This is a genomic window from Nocardia flavorosea NBRC 108225, assembly GCF_001613385.1.
Lineage (GTDB): Bacteria > Actinomycetota > Actinomycetes > Mycobacteriales > Mycobacteriaceae > Nocardia > Nocardia flavorosea.
The window spans coordinates 183,304-207,658 of the sequence record NZ_BDCG01000013.1 but is presented as its reverse complement, the minus strand read 5'-3'; the positions used below and the strand labels follow the sequence as shown (position 1 = coordinate 207,658).

General features: G+C 68.0%; 20 protein-coding genes. 9 read left to right on the top strand and 11 right to left on the bottom strand.

Annotated elements, in window-relative coordinates; all coding sequences use genetic code 11:
- Nucleotides 1-21: 21 nt before the first annotated feature.
- The 3 genes from NFL01S_RS35525 to NFL01S_RS16735 form a co-directional block, all read right to left on the bottom strand.
- Nucleotides 22-216, bottom strand: a complete 195-nt coding sequence (locus tag NFL01S_RS35525; protein ID WP_157116602.1) for a hypothetical protein — start codon at nucleotides 214-216, stop codon at nucleotides 22-24.
- Between the two features lie 349 nt (nucleotides 217-565).
- The gene (locus tag NFL01S_RS16740; RefSeq protein ID WP_062976296.1) at nucleotides 566-1,717 is read right to left on the bottom strand and encodes a polysaccharide pyruvyl transferase family protein; all 1,152 of its coding nucleotides are present in this window, start codon (nucleotides 1,715-1,717) and stop codon (nucleotides 566-568) included.
- 35 nt (nucleotides 1,718-1,752) lie between these two features.
- Nucleotides 1,753-2,412, bottom strand: coding sequence for a TetR/AcrR family transcriptional regulator (locus tag NFL01S_RS16735; protein WP_062976649.1), 660 nt, complete (start codon nucleotides 2,410-2,412; stop codon nucleotides 1,753-1,755).
- Between the two features lie 115 nt (nucleotides 2,413-2,527).
- On the opposite strand from NFL01S_RS16735, the gene NFL01S_RS16730 reads away from it, so the two are divergent.
- Both NFL01S_RS16730 and NFL01S_RS16725 read left to right on the top strand, forming a co-directional pair.
- Nucleotides 2,528-3,898, top strand: a complete 1,371-nt coding sequence (locus tag NFL01S_RS16730) for a flavin-containing monooxygenase (protein WP_062976294.1) — start codon at nucleotides 2,528-2,530, stop codon at nucleotides 3,896-3,898.
- On the top strand, nucleotides 3,898-5,043 hold the full coding sequence (locus NFL01S_RS16725) for a serine hydrolase domain-containing protein (RefSeq protein WP_062976292.1): 1,146 nt from the start codon (nucleotides 3,898-3,900) through the stop codon (nucleotides 5,041-5,043). Before NFL01S_RS16730 ends, NFL01S_RS16725 begins: the two co-directional genes overlap by 1 nt.
- Nucleotides 5,044-5,257: 214 nt before the next feature.
- Here NFL01S_RS16725 and NFL01S_RS16720 read toward each other — a convergent pair whose 3' ends face one another.
- The 3 genes from NFL01S_RS16720 to NFL01S_RS16710 are packed head-to-tail and all read right to left on the bottom strand — an operon-like array spanning nucleotide 5,258 to nucleotide 7,338.
- Nucleotides 5,258-6,541, bottom strand: a complete 1,284-nt coding sequence (locus NFL01S_RS16720; protein WP_062976290.1) for an ArsB/NhaD family transporter — start codon at nucleotides 6,539-6,541, stop codon at nucleotides 5,258-5,260.
- Nucleotides 6,542-6,568: 27 nt separating this feature from the next.
- Entirely contained in the window at nucleotides 6,569-7,027 is a 459-nt protein-coding gene (locus tag NFL01S_RS16715; protein ID WP_062976288.1) for a CBS domain-containing protein, read from the bottom strand.
- A gap of 35 nt (nucleotides 7,028-7,062) precedes the next feature.
- A complete protein-coding gene (locus NFL01S_RS16710; RefSeq protein ID WP_062976284.1) occupies nucleotides 7,063-7,338 on the bottom strand; it encodes a cation:proton antiporter regulatory subunit in 276 nt (91 codons plus the stop codon).
- Nucleotides 7,339-7,510: 172 nt separating this feature from the next.
- Here NFL01S_RS16710 and NFL01S_RS16705 point away from each other — a divergent pair, with 172 nt between their 5' ends.
- Both NFL01S_RS16705 and NFL01S_RS16700 read left to right on the top strand, forming a co-directional pair.
- Complete coding sequence (locus NFL01S_RS16705) at nucleotides 7,511-8,524, top strand: sensor histidine kinase (RefSeq protein ID WP_062976647.1); 1,014 nt, start codon at nucleotides 7,511-7,513, stop codon at nucleotides 8,522-8,524.
- Nucleotides 8,521-9,180: a response regulator gene (locus tag NFL01S_RS16700; protein WP_062976282.1), complete on the top strand. Its 660-nt coding sequence runs from the start codon at nucleotides 8,521-8,523 to the stop codon at nucleotides 9,178-9,180. Before NFL01S_RS16705 ends, NFL01S_RS16700 begins: the two co-directional genes overlap by 4 nt.
- 95 nt (nucleotides 9,181-9,275) lie before the next feature.
- On the opposite strand, the gene NFL01S_RS16695 is transcribed toward NFL01S_RS16700, so the two are convergent.
- The 3 genes from NFL01S_RS16695 to NFL01S_RS16685 form a co-directional block, all read right to left on the bottom strand.
- On the bottom strand, nucleotides 9,276-9,716 hold the full coding sequence (locus tag NFL01S_RS16695; protein WP_062976280.1) for an SgcJ/EcaC family oxidoreductase: 441 nt from the start codon (nucleotides 9,714-9,716) through the stop codon (nucleotides 9,276-9,278).
- A 46-nt stretch (nucleotides 9,717-9,762) separates the two neighbouring features.
- The gene (locus tag NFL01S_RS16690; protein ID WP_062976278.1) at nucleotides 9,763-10,305 is read right to left on the bottom strand and encodes a YaeQ family protein; all 543 of its coding nucleotides are present in this window, start codon (nucleotides 10,303-10,305) and stop codon (nucleotides 9,763-9,765) included.
- A 311-nt stretch (nucleotides 10,306-10,616) separates the two neighbouring features.
- Nucleotides 10,617-10,976, bottom strand: a complete 360-nt coding sequence (locus NFL01S_RS16685) for a cupin domain-containing protein (RefSeq protein ID WP_062976276.1) — start codon at nucleotides 10,974-10,976, stop codon at nucleotides 10,617-10,619.
- 27 nt (nucleotides 10,977-11,003) lie between these two features.
- On the opposite strand from NFL01S_RS16685, the gene NFL01S_RS16680 reads away from it, so the two are divergent.
- Nucleotides 11,004-11,549: a hypothetical protein gene (locus NFL01S_RS16680; RefSeq protein ID WP_157116600.1), complete on the top strand. Its 546-nt coding sequence runs from the start codon at nucleotides 11,004-11,006 to the stop codon at nucleotides 11,547-11,549.
- A 108-nt stretch (nucleotides 11,550-11,657) separates the two neighbouring features.
- Here NFL01S_RS16680 and NFL01S_RS16675 read toward each other — a convergent pair whose 3' ends face one another.
- Nucleotides 11,658-12,320 carry an MspA family porin gene (locus tag NFL01S_RS16675; protein WP_062976272.1) on the bottom strand — a complete coding sequence of 221 codons (663 nt, stop codon included), beginning with the start codon at nucleotides 12,318-12,320 and terminating at the stop codon, nucleotides 11,658-11,660.
- 66 nt (nucleotides 12,321-12,386) lie between these two features.
- Nucleotides 12,387-13,034 (bottom strand): MspA family porin, encoded by a 648-nt coding sequence (locus NFL01S_RS16670; protein ID WP_062976270.1) that lies wholly within the window; start codon nucleotides 13,032-13,034, stop codon nucleotides 12,387-12,389.
- Between the two features lie 495 nt (nucleotides 13,035-13,529).
- Here NFL01S_RS16670 and NFL01S_RS16665 point away from each other — a divergent pair, with 495 nt between their 5' ends.
- The 4 genes from NFL01S_RS16665 (at nucleotide 13,530) to NFL01S_RS16650 (ending at nucleotide 24,334) form a co-directional block, all read left to right on the top strand.
- Nucleotides 13,530-14,555 carry a FecCD family ABC transporter permease gene (locus tag NFL01S_RS16665; RefSeq protein WP_062976268.1) on the top strand — a complete coding sequence of 342 codons (1,026 nt, stop codon included), beginning with the start codon at nucleotides 13,530-13,532 and terminating at the stop codon, nucleotides 14,553-14,555.
- 2 nt (nucleotides 14,556-14,557) lie between these two features.
- Nucleotides 14,558-15,634 carry a FecCD family ABC transporter permease gene (locus NFL01S_RS16660; RefSeq protein WP_062976266.1) on the top strand — a complete coding sequence of 359 codons (1,077 nt, stop codon included), beginning with the start codon at nucleotides 14,558-14,560 and terminating at the stop codon, nucleotides 15,632-15,634.
- An 81-nt stretch (nucleotides 15,635-15,715) separates the two neighbouring features.
- The gene (locus tag NFL01S_RS16655) at nucleotides 15,716-16,504 is read left to right on the top strand and encodes an ABC transporter ATP-binding protein (protein ID WP_062976645.1); all 789 of its coding nucleotides are present in this window, start codon (nucleotides 15,716-15,718) and stop codon (nucleotides 16,502-16,504) included.
- A gap of 150 nt (nucleotides 16,505-16,654) precedes the next feature.
- Nucleotides 16,655-24,334: a non-ribosomal peptide synthetase gene (locus NFL01S_RS16650; RefSeq protein ID WP_157116598.1), complete on the top strand. Its 7,680-nt coding sequence runs from the start codon at nucleotides 16,655-16,657 to the stop codon at nucleotides 24,332-24,334.
- Nucleotides 24,335-24,355 lie beyond the last annotated feature (21 nt).

The following is a 24,355-nucleotide window of genomic DNA, read 5'->3' as shown; positions in this document are numbered from 1 at the left end:
ATACCACCTCGGTGCCGCCGATCAGTCGGCCGCAGCCAGCGCGGCGTCGTCGGCGGCAGTGTCCGCATCGGTCCAGCCGGTGCCGGACGGTGGGTGTTCCAGATGCCAGCGCACGGACTCGGCGACTCGTTGGAATGGATCGGCCGGTGCCCAGCCGAGGAGTTCCTGGGCACGGGCGACGGAGATCAGCAGATGCTGGGCCGGTGCGCCGGTCAAGGTCGGGTCGGGCGGCGGAAGATGCTCGACCGGAAGCCAATCCGCAGGCTCGGAACGACCCCGGTGAACAAGCAGGACCTGATCGCCGCGTGCATGTAGACGTTCGACAACACGCCGGCCCAGAAACGGCGTTCCGCCGAGGGACAAGAACCCGCATGACGTCACCCTAGTGCGGGCCTGCCGGCGGGTGGTCCGATCACGCGCCGGGGCCCCGGCCGGTCACGATAGTGGCCGGGCAGGTCGGCGACGAGGCGGTTGTGCCGGGTCGCGCTGCCGGCATCCGGTTGCCGCCGGGGAGGCGGCCGTCTTACTCGGTGACAGACAAATAGTTGTACAGCTGCCGAAACTGTTACGGCGGGCCAGCGGCTCTATCGCCTGCCGTCGCGGTGGGCGCGTAGACGGCTCGGGCAAATGTGAGCTTCGCCCGGCGCGCTGCCTCGGCCACGGCAGCGTCGGACCCGGACCCCGCCGGCCGCCGCGGCACCTGATCGAGGTCGTCGAGCATGGTCCAGCCCGACCCGAGCTCGATCAGCGATCGATGTTTGGTGGCATAGAAATCCGCACTGATCGGGATGGCCACACCCGTGGCCCCCGCTGTCGCCGCGACCAGATGCATATGGAATCGCGTGGTCAGCCAGGTCTGCCCGGCCGTGGCCGGTAATCCGTGCTCCCAGATGTCGACGAAGGGATAGAACCGGGCGCCGGGCAGTTGGTGCTCGATGAGATCGAATACCTTCCGGTCCGCACCGGGGATCGCCTCGACCACACCGATCCGTTCCGGCGGAACCTGCCAGGCACGCAGAATCCGCAGTACGGCCGACGCCAGCGCGTCGATACCGATATCGACCTGATCGCCCTGTAGGCAGAGCATCACCTCGGGCGGATCGTCCTCGCTCGTCCGGAGCTTCGGCTGCGCCAGGAACGCATCGTCGACGCCGGGGGTGGTTCCGAGTAGATCCGCGGATGCCCGGTCGCGTACGTCCGCGATCGCGAATTCGGCGGCGGTGGCCCGTACCAGCTCCGCGGCGCCTTCCGGCTCGGGGAACAACCCCAGGCCGGTCGCCGCGCAGCGGGCACCGGAGGCGCGGGCGGCCGCGGCGGCCCCGGCGAGCAGCCCGATATGCCGTGGCCAGATCCGGTTGATATAGCCGCCGCCGAGGAGGTGGAGGACATCGGCGCGGCGTAGTAGTGCGATACCGCGATCCCATCGTGGGGCCAGACCGGGGTCGGCTACGGCCCGGCGCACCCAGGACGCCACCTGCCACGGGTCGTCCGACGGTGCCTCCCAGCACAGCCGCCACAACGTATCGGTGAAGCGCGCTCGCGGATGCAGAGCGCCGAGCAGTACCTGTGCGGGCCCGGGGGAGTGGGTATCGACCCACACCTCCGCCTCGGGCGCGGTTTCGGCGAGGTAGTTCAGCCAGCCGGCGGTGATGAGTTCGTCCCCGTAGTTGGGGTGACCTGCAGGGCCGGCCAGATAGTAGAGCGGTGGTGCGTCCATGCGGCTCCGATCGAGCGAGGAGGCGTCCGGTCATGCTATCCCGGCAGCCCCGGTGTTTCGGCGTCCGATTCGCGCTCGGGTGCTTGCAGGGCCGGGAACCAGATACCGGTGAGAACTTCGGCTGCCTGCTCCGCGGAGACCTCGATGGTGCCCTGCATGGCCCAGCGTGTGAAGAAACGTTCCAGCTGCGCTACCAGCAATTCGATACGTAACCGCGCCTCGTCGTGGCGCGCGGCGGGCCAGCGGTCGAGGTAACCCGGCATGCTGTCGGCGAGGGTCATGATGCCCTCGCGGACAGTCCGGCGAAATTCCGGTTCGAGGGCGGTGGCCTCGTCCCAGGCGGGCAGCATGTCCTTGTTCTCGAAGAACCAATCGATGGCGCGGGCCATCCAGGCCGCGAATTCTTCGCGCGACCGGGTGGTGAGAACTCGGTCGAGATCGGCGTAGAAGAACCGGACGCCGGCCTGCGTGCCCTGGTTGGCAATCGCCCGCAGCACCTCCGGCTTACCGGTGAAATGCAGGTAGAAGGTGGCCCTGCTACAGCCCGCCGCAGCGGCGATGTCGTCGACGCGCACCGCGGAATAGCCCCGGGTTTCGAAGAGGTCGCGTGCGGCGTCGACGATGCGCACGGTGGTCGAGCGCTTCTGTTCCTCGCGCAACGTGCCACGGCGTACTGCGGGCGGTTCGGTCGGCATGAGCACCATTCTAGATGTTGTGAACACTCACTGGACGGTATGTCCAGTGAGTGTTACGTTGTGGTTCAGGTCACGGCGGTGGGGGCCGTTGATCGCGGCCGGACAGGAGTTGTGCATGAATTCACCGGAACTGCCCAAGGTATGCGTTATCGGCGCCGGTCCCTCGGGGATCACCACCGCCAAACGCCTCGCCGAATACGGGATCCCGTTCGACTGCTACGAAGCATCCGACGAGGTCGGCGGTAACTGGTATTTCAAGAACCCCAACGGGATGTCAGCCTGCTATCAGAGCCTGCATATCGATACGTCGAAGTACCGGCTGCAATTCGAAGACTTCCCGGCCCCCGCGGACTGGCCGGACTTTCCGCATCATTCGCAGCTGCTGCAATACTTCAAGGATTACGTCGACCACTTCGGCCTACGCGACCGGATTCGTTTCGACACACTGGTCACCGGCGCCGAACGCGCCGCCGACGGCCTGTGGACGGTGACGACGAGCGCCGGTGACACCGAGATCTACGACGCGCTCATCGTCTGCAACGGCCACCATTGGGACCCCCGATTCCCCGACTATCCGGGCGAATTCGACGGCGTACTCATGCACAGCCACGCCTACAACGACCCCTTCGACCCGATCGATATGCGCGGCAAGCGCATCGTGGTCGTGGGTATGGGCAACTCCGGTCTGGATATCGCCTCCGAGCTGTCGCAGCGGTTCCTCGCCGAGAAACTGTTCGTCTCGGCGCGCCGCGGTGTCTGGGTGCTGCCGAAATATGTGAAGGGCCGGGCGAGCGACCGCCGTTCGATGCCGCCCTGGATGCCGGCGAAGCTCTGCTTGAAACTGCGGCAGCGGTTCGTGCGCAGATACCGCGGGGAGATGCAGAACTACGGGCTGCCCGCACCGGACCACGAACCGCTGGAGGCGCATCCTTCGGCTAGTGAAGAGTTTCTGCACCGCGCCGGCTGCGGCGATATCGAGTTCAAACCCGCTATCACCGAATTGGACGGTGACCGTGTTCATTTCGCCGACGGCAGTAGTGAACAGATCGATGTCGTGCTGTGCGCCACCGGGTATCACATCAGTTTCCCGTTCTTCGCCGATCCCGCGTTGCTCCCGGATACGGAGAACCGGTTTCCGTTGTTCGCGATGATGATGAAACCGGAGATCGATAATCTCTTCTTCCTCGGCTTGGCCCAGCCGCTGCCGACACTGGTCAATTTCGCCGAACAGCAGAGCAAATTCGTCGCCGCCTACCTGACCGGCCGCTATCATCTGCCGCCGCGTGCGGAGATCGATCGGCAACTACGTGAGCAGGAATCCCGGCGCCGCGGGCGGTATTACGATTCGCCGCGGCACACCATCCAGGTCGAGTTCCAGCCCTATGTCCAGCGATTGACCAAGGAGCTCGAGGCCGGTGCCGTCCGGGCTGCCGCCGCGGGCCATGCGCTGCCCGTGGCCGCCGCCGCGATGCAGGGCGCGCGGTGATGGGTGGCTCCGCGGGGTTCTGCCGTGACGAATTCGCGCAGGTGCGTGCAGTATTCGACGAGCAGATCGAATCTCGGGCCGAGCTCGGCGCGGCCTTGTGCGTGACCGTCGACGGGGAGCCGGTACTCGACCTGTGGGGCGGCTACGCCGATCCCGCCCGGACGAGACCGTGGGAAGCCGACACCTTGGTGAACGTCTTCTCCGTCACCAAGACCATGACCGCGTTGTGCGCGCTACTGCTGGTCGATCGCGGTGAACTGGACGTTCACGAACGCGTGGCCCACTACTGGCCGGAGTTCGCCGCCCACGGGAAAGCCGAGATCGAGGTCCGGCATCTGCTGTCGCACACCTCGGGCGTATCGGGCTGGGAGCCACCGATCGAGCTGGCCGATATCTACGACGCCGAGGCCGCCGCCGCCCGCTTGGCGGCGCAGGCACCGTGGTGGGAACCGGGCACGGCATCGGGTTACCACGCACTGAACTACGGCCACCTGATCGGCGAACTCGTCCGCCGCATCACCGGGACAACGCTCGGGCAGTTCTTCGCGGCGGAACTGGCCGGGCCGTTGAACGCCGATTTCTCCATCGGCACCGGCCCCGAGAAGGCCGACCGCATCGCGACCCTGATACCGCCGGGAGCGACGCAGTTCGATATGACAGCACTCGACCGCGACAGCGTGCTCGTCAAAACGCTCACCAGCCCGCTGCTCGATATCGCCGAAACCGCCACCCCGGCCTGGCGGGTGGCGGAAATCGGCGGGGTCAACGGCCACGGCAACGCGCGGTCGGTGGCCCGGGTGCAATCGCTGATCTCGTGCGGGGGAGTGCTCGACGGGCGGCGCTACCTGTCACCGGACACCGTGGCCCTGATCTTCCGGGAGCAGGCCGACGGTATCGACAAGGCACTGCTGACCCCGCTGCGCTTCGGTATCGGCTACGGCCTCCCGCACCCGCAGACCGCGCCGTATGTGCCGGGCGGGCGGGTGTGCTGGTGGTCCGGTTACGGCGGTTCGATGGTGGTCAACGATCTGGACCGCCGGATCACCTTCGCGTACACGATGAACCGGATGGCGACCGGCCTGATCGGCTCCGATCGATGCGACCGTTACCTGAAGGCGGTTTTCGACACGGCAGGTAGCCCCTGATAGCCGCTGCCCGGGAACCGTTCGCAGGTCGACGTGTCGTGCACCGGTGACCGGGCCGCCGATGCACGGTGAGCCGGTACGCCGGTGGCGCCACGGGCGCCTGGACGGCGGAAGTAGCCAGCCCGAGCATCCGAGATGCCCCGGACGGCGAGCCACTCGCCACAGCGCGCAACCCAGCTGGGCGGGCCGGATCGCCGAGCGTACCGGACTGCGGTCAGAAATAGCGTAGGACGATATAAGCCCAGGCGAGCACGCTGCTGAGGGCGGTGACGACGATGCCGTATCGGGTGAACTGCCAGAATGTGATCGCCTGCCCGGCCCGCTGGGCGATCCCGAGCGCGACCACATTCGCGCTTGCGGCCACCGCGGTGCCGTTCCCGCTGAAATCCGCGCCGAAGGCGAACGACCACCACAGCGCTCGGCCCTGTGTCGGGTCGGGTGTCTGTTCGACCAGCCCTTCGACCACCGGCGCCATGGTGGTCGTGTAGGGGATGTTGTCGATGAACGCGGCCACCACTGCCGACCCGAAGACCAGGACTCCCGAGGCCAGGAGCGGGTTGTCGCCGAAGGCGGCGACGGCGGCGTCACCGAGCAGGCCGATGACACCGGTGTGCACGAGACCGGCCACCATCACGAACAGGCCCATGAAGAAAACCAGCGTCGCCCATTCGACTTCGCGCAGGACATCGCGGATATCGAGCCCGGAGATCAGCACCATGGCGCCGGCGCCGAGCAGCGCGACGATCGACGGCGCCACATGCAGCCACGAATGCAGGCCGAATCCGATCACCACTCCGGCCAGTACGAGCATCGACCGGGTGAGCAGCCGTGGATCGGTGATGGCACGACGCTCCTGCAAGGTCATCACCGTGGTGATGTGCTTGGAGGGTTCCCGCAGATGCGCGCGGAACAGCCAGCGGGTGAACAGCACGAACAGGACGAAGATCACGGCCACCGCAGGCGCCATGTGGATCAGGAAATCGTTGAAACTCAGGCCCGCCCGGCTGCCGATGATGATATTGGGTGGATCACCGACCAGGGTGGCGGCGCCGCCGATATTTGCGGCGAGGACCTCGGCGATGAGGAACGGCTGCGCGGCGAAACCCAGCCGGCCGCAGACGACGATGGTCACCGGTGCGACCAGCATGATGATGGTGACATTGTCGAGGAGCGGGGAGGCGACCGCGGTGATGATCATCAACATCACCATCAAGCGGAACGGGCTGCCGCGGGAGCGTTTCGCGGCCCAGATCGCCAGGAAGTCGAACAGGCCGGTGTGTTTGACGACGCCGACGATCACCATCATGCCCAGCAGCAGGAAGATGACATTCCAGTCGATCCCGGCGTGCGCGTTGTAGAAGACGTCCTCACCCGGGACCAGCCCGAGCACCGTCATGGCCGCCGCGGCGATCAGCACGACTTTGACCTTGTCGGCGCGTTCGGTCGCGATGAACCAGAACGCCCCGACGAAAATGGCCACGGCCAGGATCTGATTCATCGGCTACCTCGCCTCGGCCCGGCGGGATCAGTCCTCGGGCCCGGCGACGGCCAGGCTGATCAGCAATCGTTCGAGGGTGATTCCGCCGATGAGGGCGTGCGCGCGGTCCACCACGGCTACCAGAGGGCTGTGCCGCTGCGCCATCAACGCCGCGATCTCCAGCAGAGTTGCATCACGCGGGACGACCGCCGGCCGCGGCGCGTGCTGCGGGAGACAGTCCCCGACGGTGAGATGACCCGGTTCGCGCCAGAACAATTCGGCGTTCAGTTCGTCGATGGTGCGCACGAGAGCCGGATCGTTCTGATAGGAACTGGGAATCGCCAGCCGCAGCACCTGAGTACCGGGCAGCACGGCCACCGGCCGGTCCGCCTCGTCCACCACGATCATGCCGGGCAGCCGGTTCACCACCATCAGGCGCATGGCCTTTGCGACAGGATCCTCGGGCCGGACGGTCGGCAGGTGGACGGCGATATCGTGAGCTTGCATGGGAGGATCCCGTCGCGCGTGCGGGGAAAGCGTGGTCATGGCCGCGGCCCGTCGCCGGTGAGCTGGTCCACCAACCGCTCCAGGCGGGCGACCCGGTCGGGTAGCGGTGCGCTGTGCAACAGGTCGGCGAATTGGTCCGCCTCGTCGGTGTCCAGGGCAACGGACTGGATGGGTGCGTCCTCTGCGCCGTGGTAGACGAGGATGTGTTTCGCGCCGTCGGCGGCGGTGACCAGTGCGAACCGGTCACCACTGCGGGTCCGCAGATGGTGCACGGTGCCCTGGCCCGGTACGGTGCTGCGGTCGATATACACCCGAACGCTCCTCCCGCCCCCGATCGACTCGCATTCAGTTTTCGCGAGCGAGGGTGCCGCCGACCATCGGCACCGGCACCCATCTGTGGTGGCCGGCATCGTGTAGTCCGCGGCCGGAAAATGGGTACCCGCCCTCATGGACACCCCGGCGGTCAGCGGCCAGACTGAGGTCATGGACCGTCCGGGAAGTGGTATCGGCCTGTTCCGGCGGCACACCCGGACCCCGGCGGACGCGCTGTTCCGGCGGATCTTTCTCATCAACGGGCTGGTGTTCACGCTGGGCACGCTGGTGCTCGCACTGTCACCGGCGACGGTGTCGTCGCGGGTGCGGTTGACCGAGATACCGGTGCTGGCGGTGGGCCTCGCGGTCATCCTCACGGCCAACGCCTTCCTGCTCCGGACGAGCCTGGCGCCGCTGGAGGAACTCATCGCCTCCATGCGGCGGGTCGACCCGTTGCGCCGCAGCGGCCGCGTCGACGGCCGAGGTAACGGAGATCTGTCCCATCTGATCGATTCGTTCAACGCCATGGTCGATCGGCTCGAAACCGAACGGGCCGCGGCCAGCGCCTCCGCTCTGGCCGCTCAGGAAGGCGAACGGCAGCGCATCGCTCGTGAACTGCACGACGAGATCGGGCAGAGTCTCACGGTGGCGTTGCTGTCGATGAAACGGGCCGCCGACCGCGCACCCACCGATGTGGTCGATGTACTGCACGGCGCTCAAGAGACGGTGCGCGGCTGCCTGGACGAGGTCCGCGGGATCGCCCGGCGGCTGCGTCCCGATGTGCTCGACGATCTCGGGTTGTCCAGTGCACTGAGCGCGCTGTGCAGTGAGTTCTCCACCACCGCGGGGATCGGGGTACATCGCGAGGTCGATCGGAACCTGCCGCGGCTGGCGCCGGATATCGAACTGGTCTGCTATCGGGTGGCGCAGGAGAGCTTGACCAATATTGCCCGCCACGCCGACGCCGGCCGGGTCGGGCTGAGCCTGCGCGTCGGCGCGGAGGCGCTGATACTGCGGGTCACCGACGACGGCCGCGGCGGGGTGGCCGAGGACGGTGCGGGCATCCGCGGGATGCGCGAACGCGCGCTGCTCGTGAACGCCACCCTCACCATCGATTCACCACCCGGGCACGGCACGGTGGTCTGCCTGACCATCCCGCACCGCGGGGAAGGGAGTGCGCCATGACAGCAGCGGCACCGGCTCGTATCCTGCTCGCCGACGATCACGCACTGGTCCGGTCAGGGCTGCGGATGATCCTCGACGCCGAACCGGATCTCACCGTGGTCGCCGAAGCCGCCAATGGGCACGAGGCCGTCCAGCAGGCCGGAGCCGTGCCGGTCGACCTCGCGATCCTCGATATCGCCATGCCCCGGCTGACCGGTATCCAGGCCGCCCGCGAGATCAGCCGTAACACACCCGGGGTGCGCATCCTGATGTTGTCGATGTACGACAACGAACAGTATTTCTTCGAATCGCTACGGGTCGGCGCCTCCGGCTACGTACTGAAATCCGTCGCCGACCGCGATCTGCTCGAAGCCTGCCGCGCCACCCTGCGCGGCGAACCCTATCTGTATCCCGGTGCCGTGAATTCCCTGATCCGCGAATGGCTGCAACGCGCCGAACGTGACGAACCGGTTCCGCAGACACTGCTCACACCGCGCGAGGAGGAGATAGTCAAACTCGTCGCCGAGGGGTATTCGTCGCGCGAGATCGCGACAGACCTGGTGATCAGTGTGAAAACCGTGGACCGCCACCGCGCCAACGTCCTGCAGAAACTGGGCCTGCGTGATCGCCTGGCCCTCACCCGCTATGCCATCCGGGCAGGTCTCATCGAACCTTGATCAGCGGACCGTGCCGGGAATCTCCGCACGGGCGGGGCCGATCCGGCGGTGAACCGGCGCCCCCGTGCGGTGCGGACGAAGGCGCGGCCCCGCCGCTACGTGCCGGTGGTGCGGCCCGCAGTGAAGTCGTCGAGGCCGTTGGTTCTCGTATTGTGTGCGGCCCTGATGAGCCAGCGGCCCTGCCGTTTCACCATGACCAAGGTGATCAGGCCGCCCCGGTCCTCGGGCGCTTCCGCGCCCGGCAGTCGATGCCCGGGCCAGCTCCAGCGGGTGTGGACCAAGGCGACCTCGGGCGTGATCTCGGCGATGTCCAGCACCTGCTGGGTGTAGTTCTTCTTCTGCGGTAACACCGACTCGGGGACATCCTTGTGGCCGTCGATGTTTTCCTGGCGGGTGCGCCACCGGATTCCGCGGTGGGTGATGAAGTCCGAGTTCTCGGTGAAGTAGGTGCCCCATTCGTCCATCTCATGGCGCGTCCACAGCGCGGTATGGGCTGCGAGCGTCGTCCTGATGGCCTGTTCGTCGTCCGGATGCATACGACAACTCTGAAACCTGAAGTGGGCTTGATGTCAACGGCAGGGGTCAGAGGAGTCTGTGCTCGTCGATCGCGGTGGTGAGGTCGGTGCCGTTCAGTTCGAGATAGAGCTGTCGTTCCAGCACCGACACAGTGGCCGTATTGCGGCGTTGCAGGGCGGCGGCCGCGGCGTCGACGAAGGTGCGGTCGAGGCTGTAGAGCGGGATGGTCTCGCTCCGGTGTATCCGTTTCCCCGGCAGCGCCGCGAGGACCTTCGCGGGGTCGCGGTGGGTGTAGACGGCGACCCGGCCGGCGAGTTTGCTGCCGCGATGGACCCGGTCGGCGTCGGGCGCGCCCACCTCGACCCATGCGGTGATCTGCCCGGTCAGATCCCGGACCAGCACGGCGGGTTCATCGGTGGACGACACCCCGCCGTCGCTGAAGGCGATTCCGTCCTCGTATTCGAGGGAGTAGGCCAGCAGCCTGGTGACCAGGAATTCCGCGGTTTCCGACGGATGCCGGGCCAGGCGCAACTCCAACCCCTGGTAGACGCCGCGATCGACGTCGGAGAGTTGGACTGCGAAGGTGTGCAGAGTCGCGCCGATAGCCATAGGCAGGCCAGCCTAATACTCCGGCCGGCCGAGGTAACCATGCGGATGGACCGCTGCTCGCGGCCCGCCACGCGCCGGCTGATCCGCCGAACATTCCGGCAGTGGCCGTCGGCGAGTTCGAATTCGGAGCCTCCGGTGCGTACCGGCCGCGCCTGGACCCCAGGGCGCAACGAGACCTGGACCAGCCTGCCTGCCCTACGGGCTCCGGTACTGTTCGCTCGCCCTGGGGGCGGAGTCCGGCCGGACGCGTCCATGACATCGGACGGGGCCGGCCGAAGCGTTCCGGGTGCCCGGTGATCTCGGTAGCCGGATCAGGAGGGCGCCGGTCCGGATACGTTGCGGTGCAGGACGACCTGGACCACCGAATCGTCGGTCGCGGTGAGCCGGTGCCTCAGGCTTCCTTCGATATGGAGCACCGATCCCGCCGGGAGCCGGTGGGTTTCCCGGCCGGCCGAGGTGTCGACATCCAATTCGATATCGCCGCTGAGGCATTGGACGAAGATCGGGCCGGGGGCGCGGTGTTCGTCCAGGATCTGACCGCGGCGGAAACTGATCCGGACCATGGTGAGGCCGCTACCGCTCAGCAGTCGCTGGGCCTGCGGTGCGGCGCCGTCGCGGGGTGTCCAGTCGGTCGTGCCGGTGGCTACGGGGCTGGTGGTTTTTTCGGTCATGCCAGCGGCTTCCTGACGATGATTTCGATGGCGGTGAGATGGTCGCGGTGGCGGTTGAAGGTCGCACGCATACTGTTCCCCCGGGCCTGGACCTCGGCACTGGCCCGCTGGATCTTCTACGGTGTCGTCGCCGCCCTGGTCACGCTGATACTGGTGGTGCTGATCATGACGGTGCTGCCGCTGCGCTTCCCGCAGGTATACGGCGCGGTCGATATCGGCAGCCCGGCGGGCCTCCGGTTCCTGTGGGCGGTACCGCTCTACGCATTCATCGCCTGCGGGATCGGTATCGCCGTCGGCTCGCTGGTACGTGCCCCCGCGGCGGCCGTGGCGGTGGTGCTGTTCTGGGTGCATCTGGCCGAGAACTCGATCGGTCTGCTGCCCAACGGCTATGCCCTGCAGGCTTATGCACCGTTCCTCAACAGTGTGGCGGCGACCGGGCAGGAGATGGCGTTCCTCCCGCGCTTCGGGCCGGCCGGATCGCTCATCTACTTTCTGACCGTCGCGCTCGTGCTGTTCCTGCTGTCTGCGGTGGTGCGGGCAGCCGCGCCGCGCCGGCCGCGCCGGCGACGGTGAGGCGCCCGGGCGGCTATCACCGGCACACCGGCGCAGCGCACCCGCGAGATGACGACAGCCCCGGCCGAAAGGCCGGGGCTGTCGCTGTTTCCTCGAGGCTGTGCTCGATCAGCCGAGGCTGAACGGCTGACCCCAGACACGGAACTCGGAGGTGCCGTTATCGGTGGCCACCTCGACGCGTACGAACGCGCGGGCCTGAGCGTAGCCACCGCATCCGTTGAGGGCGATGGTGCTGTCGGACCAGGTCACCGAGCCGCTGGGACCGGTGAACTTGGTGGCGAACGTATGGCCTTCGTTGCCGTACACGTCCGGCTTCTCGATATCGAGGAGCAGGAACGAGGTGGCCTGGCCGGGGCCCAGGGTGAGGTTGCCGCCGGTGCTGAGTTTGCCCGTGACGGTGTCCCCGTTGGTGGTCGCGTCGGCGCCGCCGTTGGCGCCACCGCCGCTGATATCGACCTGGCAGCCCACGACATAACCCGGGGTGATCTTGGTGCCGTTGTGCTCACCGTGCACCTCCACCTGCGCGCTGGCCGATACCCAGGCGTTGCGGTGCAGCGGGGTGGAACCCATCGAGGGGTTGATCAGTGCGGATTCATGGGCGATCCGGGCGGTGACCCCGAGCCCGTTGGGCAGGGTGTGGTGGAGTTCGGCGCCGGGCAGCGGCACGAACGTATCGGCGTTGGCGGCGCCGGTCGAGAACAGACCGACAGCGGCGGCGGCCGCGGCGGCGACGCTCGCGATGCGCACGGCGCTCTTCTTCACTACAGACATGAGATTTTCCCTCTCGGAAGAGATATTCCGTTCAGCGACGGATTGATCGACCAGTGGTGACGAGCGTCAGCCGATGCTGAACGGGGCTCCGTACAGGGTGGACTTGGAGTAGTGGTCACCGATGATTTCGAGAACCGTGTAGGACCGGGCCTGGGCGAAGCCGCCGCAGCCCTCGATGTTCATCTCGACATCCTTGTAGTCGATCCAGTACGGACCGGGCTTCTTGATGTCGACGCCCTCGATGTGAACGAACTTCACTTCGCCCGGGCCGAGCTTCACACTCAGGGATCCGCTGCCACCCAGGGTCGAGGTGCTCAGGGTGCCACCGATACCGGCCTGGAAGGCGTTCTCGGCGATGCTGACCTGGCAGCCGACGATGTAGCCGGTGCTCAGCCGCGAGGAGCCGTGGGTGGAGGAGTTGTTGGTACCCGGTGCGTTGGTCGGGCCCTTCCACGGTCCCGGGTCGCCCTCGGGGGTCTGGGTGACGTCTGCGTGAATCTGTCCGGTCACCCAGGCGACCCGGCCCGCGCCGTTGGCCGACATCGACGGCGAGATCAGCGCGCTCTCGTTGACGCGCGCGACTTTCCCGTTCGGCCCGGCCTTCTCGCCGCCGGGCAGCGGCACGAAGGTGTCCGCGGTCGCCGTTCCACCGGCAACGCCGAGTACCGCCGCCGCCGTCATCGCCGCGCCGGCAGCAATCCCTTTGATGTTCATCGTGTGTCCCTCATGGTCTAGCGAATGTCGCCGGATACGGCCGTAGCCGCGGGAGCCGGCGAAAGCGGCAGCACGGAATTCCGGATCGGGACACGCGAAAACGCGAGTCAGGTCCGGTTGCTGCGCACTCGCAGGTGAAATCCGGTGGGTACGGAATGCCCACCGGCGGTTCGGATCGTCTCAACCTGGGCGATCAGGTGACGAAATGCTGCGCCATCAATCCCTCATCCCTGTGTATCTCTTACAACCCGGCCAGGTGTGGCCGGCGGCCCCACGCCGGGACAGAGCGGATGGGGACGCGTTACAGCCGGCAGCGGAGTGCATCCCGTCATCCTTTCGCTCCTCGGCACAGTCTGTTGCTAAGCCTGTTCAGGTTAGGTTAGCCTGCGCTCACTATAAAGGTTAGTTAACAAAATTTGTGAGCTATGACCGTGACGTATCTCATATACGCCGGGAAGGGACGGGTTCGATGCACAGTTCCTGTAGCACCGCGTCATGACGGCCGGTTCGTCCTATGAATACCACACTCGGGTCTCGGTCCGCAGGTGGATCGGCTGGTTACTTGCCGCGGCCTTTCTGGTACTTGCCTGCGTGCTCAGCCTTGTGGTGGGGGTCAAACATATTCCGATCACGGAAATCATTACTGCGCTGTGGCAGCCCAACGGGTCCCCGGACGACCTGATCATCAGCGAATACCGCCTGCCGCGTACCCTGCTGGGCCTGCTCGCGGGTAGTGCGCTCGGGATCGCCGGATGCCTCATGCAGGGGTTGACGCGGAATCCGCTGGCCGACCCCGGGCTGCTCGGGATCAATGCGGGCGCGGCCTTTGCCATCGCCGTGGCCGTGGCCTATCTGGGCGCCAGTGGTATCGGCTCCTACGTCTGGTTCGGATTCGCCGGTGCGGCGGTAGTGTCGGTGGTGGTGTACCGGCTGGGGACCGTCGGTCGCGGTGGTACCGACCCGATTCGCCTCACCCTGGCCGGCGTTGCGGTGACAGCCGTGCTCACCGGTATCACCAAGGGGCTGATCCTGCTGAACTCGAGCGCTTTCGAAGAGATGCGGCAGTGGGACGCCGGTGCGCTGACCGGCCGCGGCTACGACGTACTCGCCGGCGCGACCCCTTTCATTCTCGTCGGGATCGTTTTCGCCGCCGCCGCCGCCCGCTCGCTCAACGCTGTGGCGCTCGGTGACGATATGGCGCGCGCACTCGGCGTACATGTGACACGGACCCGCGCATTCACCGCCCTGGCGCTGATTCTGCTGTGCGGAACGGCAACCGCCGCGGTCGGGCCGATCACCTTCGTCGGCCTGGCGGTGCCACATATCGCCCGCTGGATCGTCGGACCCGACTATCGCTGGATCGTCGCCTATTCGCTGCTCCTCGCGCCGACGCTGGTGCTCTTCGCCGATGTCCTCGGCCGGATCGCCATTCCGCCGGACGAGATCGCGGCGGGTGTGGTCACAGCCTTCCTGGGGGCGCCGGTACTCATCTGGCTCGCCCGCCGTTCGGAGATGAGGTAGTCGTGACCCTGCGTGATAAACCGCGGATCGGCGCCGTGGCCAGTGTCGAGTTCGGCCGCACGGTGCGCGTGCTGCGGCTGCGCCGCCTCACGGCCCGGTTCGGTGTACGCAGCGTGGTGGTGTCGGCGGTGCTGCTCGTCGCCGCCTGCGTCGTTTCGCTACTGGCGCTGGGCACCGGGGATTTCGATATCCCGCCCGACCGGGTGCTGCGGGCGCTGCTGGGCAGTGGGGTCGGCAGTGACGAACTCGTGGTGCTGCAGTGGCGGTTCCCGCGGGTACTGATGGCGCTGGTGCTCGGCGCGGCGCTCGGAATCAGCGGCGCGATCCTGCAGTCGGTGACCCGGAACCCGCTGGGCAGCCCCGATATCGTCGGATTCAACAACGGTGCGTACACCGGCGCACTGCTGGTCATCCTGGCCGGCGGCGGCTACTACGCCACCGCGGCCGGTGCGATCGGCGGCGGGCTCGTCACCGCGCTGGCGATCTTCCTGCTCGCCTTCCGGCAGAGCATCAAGGGATTCCGGCTGGTGATCGTCGGTATCGGTATCGGTTCGATGCTGGCCGCGGCCAACACCTGGCTCATCCTGCGCGCCGACCTCGATACCGCTATGTCGGCCGCGGCCTGGGGAGTGGGCACACTGGACGGGCTGACCTGGGCCGAGATCACACCGGCGCTGGTGGTATTGGCCGTGCTCGCGATCGCGGTAGTGCCCGCGGCACACCAGTTGCCGATTCTGGAACTGGGTGACGATGCGGCGCAGGCGCTGGGGGTCCGGGTGGGGCGGGCGCGGTTGCTGCTCACCATCCTCAGTGTCGCGTTCACCGCTGTCGGTACGGCCGTTGCGGGACCGATCGCCTTCGTGGCGCTGGCGGCCCCGCAGCTGGGCCGGCGATTGGCCCGCACCCCGACGACAGCGCTGCTTCCGGCGGCGGCGATGGGGGCGTTGCTGCTGGCGGTCTGTGATTGGATCTCGCGCCGCGTCTTCGCGCCGACCTCCGTGCCGGTCGGTGTGGTGACGGCGTCGGTCGGTGGTGCATACCTGGCTTATCTGCTGGTGGTCGAGGCTCGACGGAACTGAGGAATCTTCGTGGACGAAAATCTCGAGCGCAGCGAATCTGCGCAACAGGCCCTCACCCCGCCCGCCGCCACCGACGTCCGGTTGCGGGCCGACCGGCTGCGGTTGGGCTACCGGAACCGGGTGATCAGCGACGAGCTCACCGTCGATATCCCCGACGGCACCTTCACCGCCATCATCGGGCCGAACGCCTGCGGTAAATCGACGCTGCTGCGGGCGTTGTCGCGGCTGCTGGCACCCGAATCCGGCGCGGTACTGCTGGACGGCAAGGCCATCGGGTCCTATCCGGCAAAGGAGGTGGCCCGCCGTATCGGGCTGCTGCCGCAGAGTTCGACCGCGCCGGAGGGGATCCGGGTCGCCGATCTGGTGGCGCGCGGCCGGTATCCGCACCAATCGCTGGTCCGGCAGTGGTCGCGGCACGACGAGGAGGCGGTGGCCGCGGCGATGGCTGCCACCGGGGTGACGGAGCTGTCCGGGCGGCTGGTCGACGAACTGTCCGGCGGGCAGCGTCAGCGGGTGTGGATCGCGATGGTGCTGGCGCAGGAGACGCCGATCGTGCTGCTCGACGAGCCCACCACCTTTCTCGATATCGCGCACCAGATCCAACTGCTCGACCTGTGCCGGGAACTCAACCGGGATACCGGCCGGACGGTGGTTGCGGTGCTGCACGATCTCAATCACGCGTTCCGGTACGCCGATCATCTGATTGCCATGCGTGACGGTGCGGTGGTCGCGGCCGGGGCGCCGCGGGAGATCGTCACCGCGGAACTGGTGCAGAAGGTTTTCGACCTGGGCTGCCGGGTTATCGACGATCCGGAAACGGGCACGCCACTGGTGGTTCCGCTGAGTGAGAAGGCGGTCCGGGTGGGCTGATCGACGAAACCGAGCGCAAAGTACGACTACAGTCAAGATGTTTCACTTTAGTAAAGGTTAGGCTAACCTCAACTGTGGTCGTGTGTTGTGCCGTGGTGTTCCCACCGGTGGCACAGCAGGCGAAAGTGGTTCACAGCGAAGGGAGTTGCCGTGCCGGCGGCAATGCAGAACGCGTCGACGATCAGCGGGGCAGGACTACCGCTCACCGGCCCTCAGCTGGGAATCTGGAACGCGCAGCAGTTCGACCCGGAATCCGGCCGCTACCTGGTCGGCGAGGTACTCGAAATATCCGGCTCCGAGCCGATCGATGTCGATGCATTGGCCGAGGCCATCGCGCTGACCGTCGCCGAGGCCGAGAACATGCGGCTGCGGTTCCGCGATACCGATTCCGGCCCCCGGCAATTCGTCGGCAACGAACCCGCCGTGCTGCGGCCGATGATCGACCTGCGTGGCGCCACCGATCCGATTTCCCTGGCCCACGAGGCCGTCGCCCTCGAACGGCACGAGGCCGCCCAGCGGTGCCGGGGCATGGTCGACCGGCGGCTCTACAACTACACGCTGATCCGGCTCACCGAATGCGAAGTGTGGTGTGTGCAGCTGTACCACCACCTGATCGTCGACGGCTACAGCGCGGCGCTGCTGTCACGGCGGGTGGCCGCGCACTACACCGCCCTGCGCCGGGGCACCGAACCCCCCAAGGCGACCTTCGGCACCATCGCCGACCTGGTGGCCGACGAGCAGGCCTACCGTGAGAGCGAGCATTTCACTGCCGACCAGGAGTATTGGCGTGAACAGCTCAGCCCCGCACCGGCGCTGGACGGGCGCGGTACCGCGCTCGGCGGTGCGGTGGAACGCACGATCCGCGCCGAGGCGATCCTGCCGGTCGCGACCCTCGACCGGCTGCGCCATTGCGCCGAGCGCTACCGGATCACCTGGGCGGACGGGCTGATCGCCTGCTACGCCGCGTATATCCAACGGCAGCTGGGCACCTCCGATGTGGTGCTCTCGATGCTGATGATGGGCCGAGTCGGGCGGGTCGCGCTCAGTACACCGTCGATGGCGGTGAACGTGCTGCCGCTGCGGCTGGCCGTGCACGCGCACGAAACGGTGGGCGAATTGGGCGTCCGAGTCGCGGAATCACTGCGCGAGATGCGTAAGCACCAGCGCTACAGCGGTGCCGACCTGGCGCGTGACCTGAGCGGTTTCGGTGCCGGTGAGTTGCTGCACGGGGTCGGGATCAACCTGAAGGTTTTCGATTTCGCGCTCGACTTCGACGGCGCCAAGGGGGTGCTGCGCAACGTGGCGGGCGGGCCGCCGGAAGATCTCGGCCTGGTCGCGACTCCGCTGCCCGACAAATCCGTACTGCTGAACTTCGAATGCGATGCGCGCACCAACGATCCGGAGACGGCCTATCGCCGGATGGCGGGACTGGTCCGGGTCATCGAGGCCTTCACCGAACTGGACAAGGTGCAGGTCGGTGCGCTGGAACTGATCGACCGCGACGACCGGGCCCGGTTACTGGCACAGCGTTGCGGGCCGGCGGCCGCCGCCGCAACCGAACTGGTTCCGGCGGCGCTGGACCGGATGGTCGCCGAATACGCCGGCGATACCGTGCTGGTCGCCGGCGCACGCCGATATACCGGTGCCGAACTGGGCGCGCAGGTGTATCGGCTGGTCCGGTACCTGCGCGACCAGGGCGTGCAGCCGGGAGACCGGGTGGGTGTCGCACTTCCGCGCACAGCGGATCTGGTGGTGGCGCTGCTGGCCGTCTGGCGGACCGGCGGAACCTATCTACCGCTGGACCCGGAACATCCGGCGGCGCGGCTGCAGACGATGATCGACGACTCTCGCCCGGTGCTGGTCCTCACCGGCAACGCACTGGTCGGCGAACTAGATTGCCGTACGGTCGCCGTGGACGGCGACGAGGTGCGCGCCGTGGTGCAGGAGTATCCGGACAGCCGCCCGGCCGAAGCCGCTATCCGGGGCGACCACGCCGCCTATGTTCTCTACACCTCCGGATCCACCGGCACCCCCAAGGGCGTCGTGATCGACCACACCGCCCTCGCCCAGCTGGTCGCCGGCCATCGGTCCGGTATCTACGCCGAAACCGTCGAACGGTCCGGCGGCCGCCGGCTCGCCGTCGCCCACACCACCTCGTTCGCCTTCGACGCCGCGCTCGACCCGCTGCTGTGGCTGCTGGACGGCCACCGGATCCACCTGTACGACAGTGTGACCCGTCGTGACCCCGCCGCGCTGGTGGCGGCCTTCGGCGCGGACGGGATCGAGGTCGCCGACGGCACCCCCACGCTGGCCGCCGCTCTGTTCACGCACGGGCTGGCCGAAGTGGCGCCGCGCCTGCTGGTCCTCGGCGGTGAGGCCTGCCCACCGGACCTCTGGCAGCAGGTGCAGACCGCCGGAATCACCGCGGTCAATCTGTACGGGCCCACCGAGGCCACGGTCGACGCCATCGGCGCACCCGTACGCGGCCCCGATCCCCATATCGGGGTGCCGCTGCCCGGAGTGCGGGCGTATCTGCTGGACAACGGATTACAGGTGGTCGCGGACGGGCAGTCCGGCGAGCTGTACCTGGCGGGGACCGGGATCGCGCAGGGTTATCTGGGCCGGCCCGGACTGAGCGCCGAACGATTCGTGGCCGACCCGTTCGGCCCGCCGGGCGCCCGGATGTACCGCACCGGCGATCTGGCGCGCTGGATGCCGGGCCAGGGCTACTTCTATGCGGGCCGGGCGGACGCGCAGATCAAGATCCGCGGGCACCGGATCGAAATCGGTGAGGTGGAAGCCGCGTTGAGCGGGCTGCCCGAGGTCGTCGCCGCGGCCGCCGATATCCGCGAGCTGACGGGGCGGCAAAGCCTGATCGGTTATGTGGTCGCCACCGGCGAGGCCTCGGCGCAGGTACGCGACGGTGCCGCGGATCTGGGGGCGCGGTTACGCAACCGGTTGGCCGAAACGCTACCCGACCCCATGGTTCCCACCCGGATCATGGTGCTCGACGAACTCCCGTGGACGGTCAACGGCAAGGTGGACCGGCCCGCGCTCCCCGATCCGGTGGAATCCACCGCCGGGCGGGCACCGGCGACACCGGCCGAACAGGCGATCGCCGAGGTGGTGGCCGAACTGCTCGGCCGCAACAGCGATACCGTCGATATCGACGACGATTTCTTCGGCGCCGGCGGTGACAGCATCACCGCGATCGGTGTCTGCGCGAAACTGCGCGAGCGCGGTTTCGTCCTGGCACCGCAGGATCTGCTGACCCGCCGCGGTCTCGCCGATCTGGCGGCCGCGGCCGAACCCGCGACGGTGTCGGTGGACAACCGTCCGGCGGCGCCACGCGCGGAAACCGTCACGATCGCGCTACCGCCGCAGGATCTTGCGGAACTCGCCGCCGTGCACGGAGCGGTCGCCGATGTGCTACCGCTGTCACCGCTGCAGGAAGGGTTGCTGTTCCATGCGCTGCGTGACGGTGCCGCCGACGTCTACACCCTGACGGCACGGTTCGAGCTGTCCGGCCCCGTGGACCCCGACCGGCTGGGCGCCGCGTTCACCGAAGTACTGCACCGGCACCCGAACCTGGGTGCCGCATTCCATTACGACCGGGTCGATCGGCCGGTCCAGGTGATTCCACGCAGCCCGCAGATCGCGTGGCGGGTCGAGGATCTGCGCGACCGGCCGGACGCCGCGGACCGCGCGCCGGCGCTGGAGCAGACGGCGGGCGCGGAACTCTTCGATATCGGCGATCCGCCGTTGCTGCGCGCCCTGCTGATCCGGCTCTCCGATACCGTGCACCGGCTGGTGCTCACCGCCCACCACCTACTGGCCGACGGCTGGTCGATCCCGATCGTGCTGCGCGAGATACTCGCCCGCTATCACGGTGAAAATCTGCCCGAACCCGGCTACTACGGCACTTATCTGGCGTGGCTCGCCGCCCGCGATACGGCCGCGGAAACCCGACGCTGGGGCGAATACCTGGCGGGGCTGGAGGCGCCGAGCCTGATCGGCGCACCCGGACCGCGTTCGGCCGCGGTCGGGTTGCAGGTGCCGCTGGGCGAGGAGACCGCGGTCGCGCTCGAATCCTTCGGCCGGGCACACGGGCTCACGATGAACACCCTGCTGCAGGGCGCCTGGTCGATGGTGCTGGCCGATCAGCTCGGCCGGACCGATGTGGTGTTCGGAGCGGTGGTGTCGGGCCGGCCCGCCGATCTGCCCGGTGTGGGCGGCATGGTCGGCCTGTTCAGCAATACGGTTCCGGTGCGGATGACCCTCGATACCGGGCGGCCGGTCGCCGAGCAGTTCGCCGCATTCCAGCGGACCACACTGGAACTGCAGAACCAGGGCTATCTGGGCCTGGCGACCGTAGAACGCGCGGCGGGGGTCGGGCGGCTCTTCGATACGCTCGTCGTCTACGAGAACTTCCCGAAAACCGGTGTGGGGCCGAAGGAAACGCACGAGGTCGGCGTTGCCGACGTCGCCGTGCACAGCCTCACCCACTACCCGGTGACGGTGACGGCACTGCCCGGCGACCGGTTCCGGCTCATGCTGCACTACGCGCCGGGCGCGATCGAGGAGGCGAACGGGCAGCGGATGGCGGCGCGGCTGGGTGCCGTGCTCACCGCGCTGGCCGGCGATCCGGCGGCCACCGTCGGCGCGATACTCGACCGAACCCGGCATCCGGACAGTCACGGTGCAACGCTGGCCGATTGGACATCGAACGCGGAGATAGATCCGGCCTCCCCGGCGCTCACCGCCGAGGGAATCACCATTTCCTACCGTGAGTTCGACGAACGTGCCGATCGCCTGGCCCGCTGGCTGATTTCTCAGCGGATCGGCCCGGAGACGGTGGTCGTGGTCGCGATGCGACGCTGCGGTGAGGCTGTGATCGCCGCCCACGCGATCAGTCGTGCCGGTGGGGTCTACCTTCCGGTGGACCCGGGGCAGCCGGCCGAACGGCTGGACACGATTCTCGAGACCGCCGCTCCGGCACTCGTCCTCACTACGCGCACCGACGATTTCGCGACCGGGCGGGCCTCTGTCATCGCGACCGACACCCTCGACCTCACCGGATTCGCGGCGGATACGCTCACCGACGCGGACCGGCTCGCACCGCTGCGCCCGGACAATGCCGCCTATCTGCTGTTCACCTCCGGGTCCACCGGTGTGCCGAAGGGCGTTTCGGTGAGCCACGCGGCCATCGTCAATACGTTCGCTTGGCTGCAGGAACAGCACCGGTTCGGGCCGGGTGACACCATGCTGTACCGCACCCCGGCCACCTTCGACGCTTCGCTGCTGGAGATCTACCTGCCGCTGCTGGTGGGTGCCCGGATCGTGGTCGCCCGGCCCAACGGCCACCGCGACCCCTACTACCAGGCCGAACTCATGGCCGATGAGCAGGTGACGGCCGTGCAGATGACCTCCTCCATGCTCACCACCATGGCCGAGGAAAGCGATCTCACCGGGTGTTCCGCACTCCGTTGCGTATTCACCGGCGGTGAGCCGCTACCACCGGCCACCGCGCAGCGGTTCCGGGAAGTCACCGGCACCGAGGTGAACAACCTCTACGGCCCCACCGAGGCCGCGGTCTGCATCACCTATCACGTCACCGACGACACCGATCTGGATACGGTTCCCATCGGCCGCCCGCCCGGCGGCGCGGGGGTGCGCGTGCTGGACGAGAAGCTGCGACCGGTGCCGTTCGGCACGGTCGGTGAGCTCTACCTCACCGGCGTGCAACTCGCCCGCGGCTACCTGCACGAACCGGCACGCACCGCGCATACCTTCGTCGCCGACCCCGCCGGCCGCGGTGAACTCATGTACCGCACCGGTGATCTGGTGCGCTGGGGCGCCGAAGGCGAACTCGACTACATCGGCCGCACCGACAGTCAGGTGAAACTGCGCGGCCAGCGGATCGAGCTCGGCGATATCGAATCGGCGGTCCTGCGCCGCCCCGAGATCGCCCAGGCCGCCGTGATCCTGCGGGAGGATATTCCCGGCGACCAACGCCTGGTCGCCTACCTGCGGGCCCGCTCCGGCGCCACCGTCGACACCGAAGAACTGCGGGTCGCGCTGCGGAGCGTGCTGCCCTCCTACATGATTCCCGCGGCCTTCGTGGAGCTCGACGAGATCCCGATGACCGTCAGCGACAAACTGGACCGCAAAGCGCTGCCCGTCCCGGAATACCCGGTGGACGTGGCCGCCGCTGGACCGGCCGCGAGCTCGGCTGCTGCTTCCGGTGCAGTGCTCGTGCCCCCTGCTGCCGCTTCTGGCGGACAGGGCGTGGGGCCGGCTGCCGCTTCCGGCGTACCGGGCTCGGCCTCAGCTGCTGCTTCCGGTGCAGTGCTCGTCCCCCCGGCCAGCACTTCTGGCGTTCAGGGCTCAGCCCCGGCTGTAGCTTCTGACGCACCGGTCGCAGCTTCGGTTGCCTCCGGCGTACCGGTCGTGCCCCCGACCGCGGCTCCAGGCGCACCGGTTGCGGCCCAGGCGGCGGATCCGGGGATGCAGACGGCGGGCTCGGATGTATCTGCGGCCGCTCTCGGCGCGCTGGCTATGACTTCGAATGCATCGACCGTGGCACAGGGCGGACCGGCCGCTTCGAATGGGTCGGCCGTGGCTCCGGAAGCGCAGACCGCGGCTTCGGGTGTGCAGACCGCGGTTCCCGGGGCGCTGACGGCGATTCCCGGCGGTCCCGCGGGCGGGTCGGGAGTGGTCGGCGCGGTTACGGCAGCCATGGCCGCGGTACTGGGTATCGCGGCGATCGGGCCGGACGACGATTTCTTCGCCGCCGGCGGACATTCTCTGACCGCTGTGCGGTTGGTAGGGCGGTTGCGCCGGGCCGGATACGGGGTCGTCGTCGACGACGTTTTCGAGGCGCCGACCGTTCGCGCCCTCACGGCACGTATCGAAGGCGTGGCAGCGGTCGGCGCAGACGCCCCCGCCGGCCGGGATTCCGTTGTCCCGGATGCCGCAGCGCCGAATCCCGCAGCGCCGAACCCCGCTGCGACGGAGACCACCGCGCCGGAGACCCTGTCACCGGAGACCGCTGTGGCGCAGACTGTGTCCCCGGCGCCGGTGTCCGAGGAGATCGCCATGCTGGGCCGGCGCCTCGATCACGTGCTGCGGTTACGCGACCGCGGCGCGGCCGAACCGCTGTTCTGTGTGCATCCCGTGGGCGGTACCGCTTGGCAGTTCGCTCCACTGGCCCGGCGGCTGCGCGCCGACCGGCCGCTGATCGGCCTGCAATTGCCTGCCCTGCGTGGTGTCGATTCCGGAGCCGCGACCATCGACGAACTGGCCGCCCACTACCTGGGAACCGTGCGCGAGATCCAGCCGGAAGGCCCGTATCACCTGCTCGGCTATTCGCTCGGCGGCAATATCGTGCACGCCATGGCGGCCGCGCTCACCGCGAGCGGCGCGGAGGTCGCATTCGTGGGCTTGGTCGATTCGCATCCGCTGGCCGACCTCGCCGCACAGGCCACCGAGGTGCTGGCAGATCCGGCCCGGCTGGACCGGTTGCTTCCGGAACTGCCCGAGGACGCCCCGGACCTCGCCGCGCTGGTCCGCGGCGCCGCCGGCGAATTGCTGCGTATGGTCACGAAATCCGAGGCGCCCCGGTATTCCGGGCCCATGGCGCTCTACGCCGCCGACCCCGGCGAGGAACAGGACGCTCCGCGCGTCACCGCCCAGCTGGCCGGCTGGCGGGCGGCCGGCGCCCGGATCATCCCGCGTCGCCTGCCCTACACCCATTTCGGGATCGTCGCCGACGACGGCTGGGCCGAGGTTGCCGCGCTGCTCGATACCGACCCGGCGTTGCGGACCTGACCGTGCGGGCCGGCCTCAACG